Origin of the sequence: Ideonella sp. B508-1, assembly GCF_000333615.1 — a bacterium.
Taxonomy (GTDB): Bacteria; Pseudomonadota; Gammaproteobacteria; order Burkholderiales; family Burkholderiaceae_C; genus Ideonella.
The window spans coordinates 1-6,438 of record NZ_BADL01000291.1; the positions used below are offsets into that span (position 1 = coordinate 1).

At 71.0% G+C, this 6,438-nt stretch carries 3 protein-coding genes; all 3 read left to right on the forward strand.

Translation table 11 applies throughout. The features are described from left to right. Window positions 1–2,310, forward strand: a 2,310-nt coding sequence (locus tag I73_RS33955) for an MG2 domain-containing protein (RefSeq protein ID WP_234409497.1), incomplete at its 5' end; no start/stop codon positions are given. Then, window positions 2,196–5,747 carry an alpha-2-macroglobulin gene (locus tag I73_RS33960; protein WP_234409498.1) on the forward strand — a complete coding sequence of 1,184 codons (3,552 nt, stop codon included), beginning with the start codon at window positions 2,196–2,198 and terminating at the stop codon, window positions 5,745–5,747. The genes I73_RS33955 and I73_RS33960, both read left to right, overlap by 115 nt. Before the next feature lie 19 nt (window positions 5,748–5,766). Next, window positions 5,767–6,438, forward strand: a 672-nt coding sequence (locus I73_RS27670) for a transglycosylase domain-containing protein (protein WP_022980901.1), incomplete at its 3' end; no start/stop codon positions are given.

The window sequence follows — 6,438 nt, forward strand, 5'->3', positions numbered from 1 at the left end:
GCGAGACCTGGGCGTGGCCCGGTGACCGTGCAGCTGCAGCCGCCCGGCGCGCCGGACTACCGCAACAACGGCGGCCCGCAACCCCTGGTGGTGAGCTTCAGCGCGCCGGCCGCGCCGCCGCTGCGCATCGGCAAGGAGCCCACCGACGTCAGCCTCTCGCCCGAGGTGGCGGGCCAGTGGAAGTGGGTGGACGCCAGCACCCTGCGCTTCGAGCCCCAGGGCCACTGGCCCATCGGCGAGCACTACACCCTCAAGCTGGGCCGCAAGAGCCTGGCACCGCATGTGGCGCTCAAGGAGCGCAAGTACGAATTTGACGCCGCCGGCTTCACCATGAACGTCGGCTCGGCCGAGTTCTACCAGGACCCGGTGCAGGCCGGCCTGCGCCGCGTGGTCATGACGCTGGACTTCAACCACCCGGTGGACGCCAAGGCGCTGGAAAGCCGCATCCACCTGGACGACGGCAGCGAGCGCAAGTTCAGCGTGAGCTACGACGCCCAGCGCCTGCAGGCCACCGTGCAGTCCGAGCCGCTGGCCATTCCCGCGCAGACGGTGGCCATGCAGATCACCATCGACAAGGGCGTGGGCGCCCAGCGCGGCGGCCCGGGCACGCCCGCGCCGGTGCTCAAGTCGGTCGATGTGCCGGGGCTCTACAGCCTGGCCATCAGCGAGATCAGCACCGCCGTGGTCAGCAACGACGCCGGCGACCCCGAGCACGTGCTGCACGTGGGCGCCAGCATGGCCGTGCACGAGCGCGAGTACGCCCGCACCGTGCAGGCCTGGATGCTGCCCGTGTCCGATCAGGACGGCGGCGAGCCCTTCGCCTGGAGCGACCCGGCCGAGGTGACGCCGGCCGTGCTCAAGCGCGCCAAGCCCATGAAGCTCGACCCCATCGCCAGCGAACGCGAGGTGACCGAGGCCGCATCCTTCCGCCTGCCCCAGGCCGAAGGCGGGCGCTTCCTCTTCGTCAAGGTGGCCAAGGGCATGAAGTCGCCCGGCGGCTATCTGCTGGGCAGCGACCGGCTGGAGATCCTGCAGATCAAGACCTTCGCGCCCGAGCTGTCCATCATGAGCCGCGGTTCGCTGCTGGCGCTGTCCGGCGAGAAGAAGCTGCCCCTGCTGGTGCGCGACCTGCCGGGCGTGAAGATCGACATCGCCCGCGTGCTGCCGCAGCAGCTGCACCTGCTGGTCAGCCAGGCCGATGGCAACTTCAGCCAGCCGCAGTTTTACGGCCGCGTGAACGACGACACCCTGGCCGAGCACTTCGAGCGCGAGATCCCGCTCAAGCTCAAGCCCGGCAAGTCCCACTACGAGACGGTGGACTTTGCCGAGTACCTGCAGGCCGGCGGCGAGCGCCGCGGCGTCTTCCTGCTCAAGGTGCAGGGCTACGACCCGGCCGCCAAGCGCGGCCCCGCCGCCGGCGGTGACGAGGGCGATGCCGCCGCCATGGCCGGCGGCGAGGGTGAAGGCGAAGGCTGCTGCGAGGGTGGCGATGCCGGAGCCGCCGGAGATGTCGAACAAGTCGACCCCACCACCATCCACGACCAGCGCCTGGTCATCGTCACCGACCTGGGCCTGATCGCCAAGCGCGCGGCCGACGGCACGCGCGACGTCTTCGTGCAGTCCATCGCCAGCGGCCAGCCGGTGGGTGGCGCGCGCATCGAGGTGTGGGGCCGCAACGGCCTGGTGCTGGCCAACGCCAGTACCGACGCCAGCGGCCACGCCAGCCTGCCCAACCTCAACGGCTACACCCGCGAAAAGGCCCCCGTGCTGCTGCTGGCCCGCAAGGACGGCGACCTCAGCTTCCTGCCCATGGGCGGCGCCGCCAGCCTGGGCCGGGGCGAGCGCACGCTGGACATGTCGCGCTTCGACGTGGGCGGCCTGCACACCAGCGGCGTGCCCAACCAGATGACGGCCTTCCTCTTCAGCGACCGCGGCATCTACCGCCCCGGTGACACGCTGCACGTGGGCATTGCCGTCAAGGCGTCCAACTGGGCCACCTCGCTCAAGGACCTGCCGGTCGAGGCCGAGATCATCGACCCGCGCGGCCTGAGCGTGCGCCGCGAAACCCTGCGCCTGGGCCCGGCCGGCACCGCCGAGCTGGCCCACAGCACGCAGGACAGCTCGCCCACCGGCACTACACCGTCAACCTCAGCCTGCCGCGCCAGACCAGCGCCAACGCGCCGGACGTGCCGCCGCTGCTCATCGGCTCCACCACCGTCAAGGTGCAGGAATTCCTGCCCGACCGCACCAAGGTCAGCGCCCATCTTTCCACCGAGGTGGCCGAAGGCTGGGTCAAGCCCGACGACCTGAAGCTGCAGGTGCATGTGGAAAACCTCTTCGGCACCCCGGCGCAGAACCGCCGCGTGGAAAGCCGGCTCACCCTCACCCCCACCTGGCCGCGTTTCCGCAGCCTGCCCGATTACAGCTTCTACGACCCCAGCGTGAACCGCCGCGCGCAGATGGACGACCTGGGCGCCGTGCAGACCGACGACAAGGGCAACGCCGAGGTGGACCTGCGCCTCTCGCGCTTCGAAGCCGCCACCTACCAGGCCCATGTGCTGGTCAAGGCCTTCGAGCCCGAAGGCGGCCGCAGCGTGGCCGCCGAGGCCCAGAGCCTGGTCAGCGACCAGCCCTGGCTGGTGGGCGTGAAAACGCCCGACCCGCTGGACTACATCGCCCGCAACGCCAAGCGCGAGATCCAGCTCATCGCCATCGACCCCAAGGCCCAGAAGATCGCCGTGCCCGGCCTGAAGCTGGTGCGGGTGGAGCACAAGGTGCTGTCGGTGCTGGTCAAGCAGAACAACGGCCTGTACCGCTATGAAAGCCGCGCCAAGGACGTGACGCTGGACGAGCAGCCCCTGGCCATTGCCGCGGCCGGCAGCAAGGTGGCGCTCAACACCAGCGCGCCCGGCAACTTTGCGCTGGAGGTGCGCAACGCCCAGGGCCTGGTGCTCAACCGCGTGCAGTACGCGGTGGCCGGCGCCGCCAACCTCAGCCGCTCGATGGACCGCAACGCCGAGCTGCAGATCAAGCTCAACAAGAAGAGCTACGAGCCCGGCGAGACCATCGACCTGGCCATCCAGGCGCCCTACACCGGCGCCGGCCTCATCACCATCGAGCGTGACAAGGTCTACGCCCACGCCTGGTTCAAGGCCGACCAGACCGCCAGCGTGCAGCACATCACCCTGCCCAAGGACTTCGAGGGCAACGGCTACGTGAACGTGCAGTTCGTGCGCGACCCGTCCTCCGACGAGATCTACACCAGCCCGTTGTCCTACGGCGCCGTGCCCTTTGCCACCGGGCTGGACCGCCGCACCGCCAAGATCAAGCTGGACGCGCCCGCCCTGGCCAAGCCCGGCGACACCCTGAAGATGACCCTGCACAGCGACAAGCCGGCGCGGGCCTTCGTCTTCGCGGTGGACGAGGGCATCCTGCAGGTGGCGCGCTACACCACGCCCGATCCACTCAAGCACTTCTTCCAGAAGCGCGCGCTGGAGGTGAGCACCCTGCAGACCCTGGACCTGGTGCTGCCCGAGTTCCGCAAGCTCATGCAGAGCGCCGCCCCCGGCGGCGACGGCGAGGGCGAGGCCGGCAAGCACCTCAACCCCTTCAAGCGCAAGCGCGACAAGCCGGTGGCCTACTGGTCCGGCCTGGTGGACGTGAACGGCGAGAAGACCTTCAGCTACACCCTGCCCGACACCTTCAACGGCGCCGTGCGGGTGATGGCCGTGGTCGTCAGCGACGAGGCCGTGGCCTCGGCCACCACCACCAGCACCGTGCGTGGCGACATCGTGCTGCTGCCCACCGTGCCCACCTCGCTCGCCCCGGGCGACACGGTGGACATCGGCGTGGGCGTGGCCAACAACATCGCCGGCTCCGGCAAGGACGCGCCCATCCGCCTGGCCCTGGCCGTGGGCAATGGGCTGGAGGTGGTGGGCGATGCCGCGCAGACCGTCAAGGTCAGCGAAAAAGGCGAGGCCACCACCGTCTTCCACCTGCGCGCCAAGCCCGGTGCGCAGGCGGTGCTGGGCTCGGCCAGCGTGGCCTTCACCGCCACGTCCGGCAAGGCCAGCGCCAAGCTCAGCACCGATCTGAGCGTGCGCCCCGCCTCCGCTCTGGTGACCCTGGTGCAAAGCGGCACCGCCGTGGGCGCGGGCGAACTCAAGTCCCAGCTGGACGCCTACCCCGCCTTCGCCCGCAGCGACCTGGCTGTGTCGGCCACGCCCTGGGCCTTTGCCTCCGGCCTCATCCGCTACCTGGACGGCTACCCCTACGGCTGCACCGAACAGCTGGTCAGCCAGACGATGCCTTCCGTGGTGCTGGCCGCCCAGCCCGAGCTGGCCAAGGAGCTCAACAAGAGCCGCGCCGCGCTGGGCCAGGCGGCCTTCAGCCCGCAGCAGGCGCTGCAGCGCACGCTCACCCAGCTGCGCGCCCGCCAGACGGCCGACGGCGGCTTTGCCATGTGGCCGGGCGGCACCGCCGATGACTTTGCCAGCACCTACGCCCTGCAGCTGCTGCTGGAAGCCAAGGACCGCCAGCTGGCCGTGCCGCCGGACATGGTCAGCAAGGCCACCGTCTACCTGCAAAGCCGCCTGGGCAATGGCGACACCAGCAGCGCCTTCAGCTGGCGCACCCGCGCGCAGATGGCCTACCTGCTCACCCGGCAGGGCGTGCTGGTGCCCGCCGCGCTGGCCAATCTGCGACAGGCCCAGCAGGCCACCCTGCAGCGCGACAAGGCCAGCCCCCTGGCCACCGACCTGGGCGCGGCCTACCTGGCCGCCGCCTTCGCGCTGCAAAAGCAGGACGCCACCGCCCAGGCCCTGATGGCCCCGGTGTGGAGCGACCTGCAGCAGCGTGTGGCCCGCAAGCAGCCCCTCAACCGCTGGGATTACTACTACGACCCGCTGGTGCACGACAGCACGCTCATCCTGCTGGGCGCGCGCCACTTCCCCAAGCTGCTGGCCAGCCTGCCGGTGGAGAGCTGGAGCCGCCTGGCCGCCATGATCGGCGAGGGCTGGTACAGCACCCAGTCCTCGGCCACCACCATCCTGGCGGTGGACGCCTACGCCCGCGCGGCCGCCGCGTCGGCCGGCGGCAGCGTCACGGCCCAGGCGGTGGACAAGGCCGGCAAGAGCCTGGCCCTGCCGCTCACCGGCGAGCTGCGCAGCCTGCAGCAGGCGGCGGTGCCTAACGGCACCGCCAAGCTCAAGCTGTCCAACCCCGGCAACCTGCCGCTCTATTACGGCTGGGCCGAAACCGGCTACGAGCGCAACCTGCCCGACACCGCCGTCACCCACGGCCTGGAAATCACCCAGGCCATCCTGGACGACAAGGGCAACGCCATCAGCGAAGCCCGCATCGGCCAGGAAGTGACGGTGCGCCTGACCGTGCGCGCCCTGGACCGCGACAGCGCCCGCCAGGTCGTGCTGGTCAACGTGCTGCCCAGCGGGCTGGAGCCGGTGTTGAACAGCGGCAGCAGCGACGACGAAGCGCCCGACACCCCGCTGTGGCAACGCCGCGTGGGCGGCACCGGCAGCTGGAGCCTGAACTACGTGGACATCCGCGAAGACCGGCTCATCTTCTTCGGCGACGTGAGCCGCAACGTGCAGGACATCAGCTTCAAGGCCCGGGCCACCAACGTCGGCCAGTTCGCCCTGCCCGCGGCCTATGCCGAAGCCATGTACGAGCGCCGGGTGTACGGCCGTTCGGCGGCGGGCCGCTTCAATGTGGCGCCGCTGGGCAAGTAAGCGCCCGGGCCCCGGGTGGATGGCGCGGTGGCCGCGGTGGGCCGCCCGCGCCGCCACCGGCCTGGGCCTGCTGCTGGCGCTGCTGCTCGCCCTGCGCCTGTGGCCGCACGCGCCCCTGCGCGAACAGGTCGCCCTGTCCACCCCGCTGTACGACCGCCACGGCAGCCTGCTGCGCCTGACCCTGGCGCCCGACGAGCAGTACCGCCTGTGGACCCCGCTGGACGCCATCGCCCCGCCCCTGGTGCAGGCCACCCTGCTCTATGAGGACCGTGGCTTCTGGTGGCACCCCGGCGTGGACCCGGCCGCCCTGGCACGCAGCGCCTGGCAGATGGCCCGCGGTGGCCGCCGCCAGGGCGGCTCCACCCTCACCATGCAGCTGGCCCGCCGGCTCTATCACCTGGACAGCAGCAGCCCCGGCGGCAAGCTGCAGCAAATGGCCGCCGCCCTGTGGCTGGAAGCCCGCTTCAGCAAGCGCGAGCTGCTGGAGGCCTACCTCAACACCGCGCCCTACGGCAGCAACATCGAAGGCGCCGGCGCCGCCAGCCTCGTCTACTTCCACCACGACGCCGCCCACCTCACCCTGCCCGAAGCGCTGACTCTGGCCGTCATCCCCCAGCACCCCGGCCAGCGCGAGGCCGCCGGCCGCACGGGCACGCCCGGTGCCGCCCCCAACCCCGCGCTGAAGCCGCCC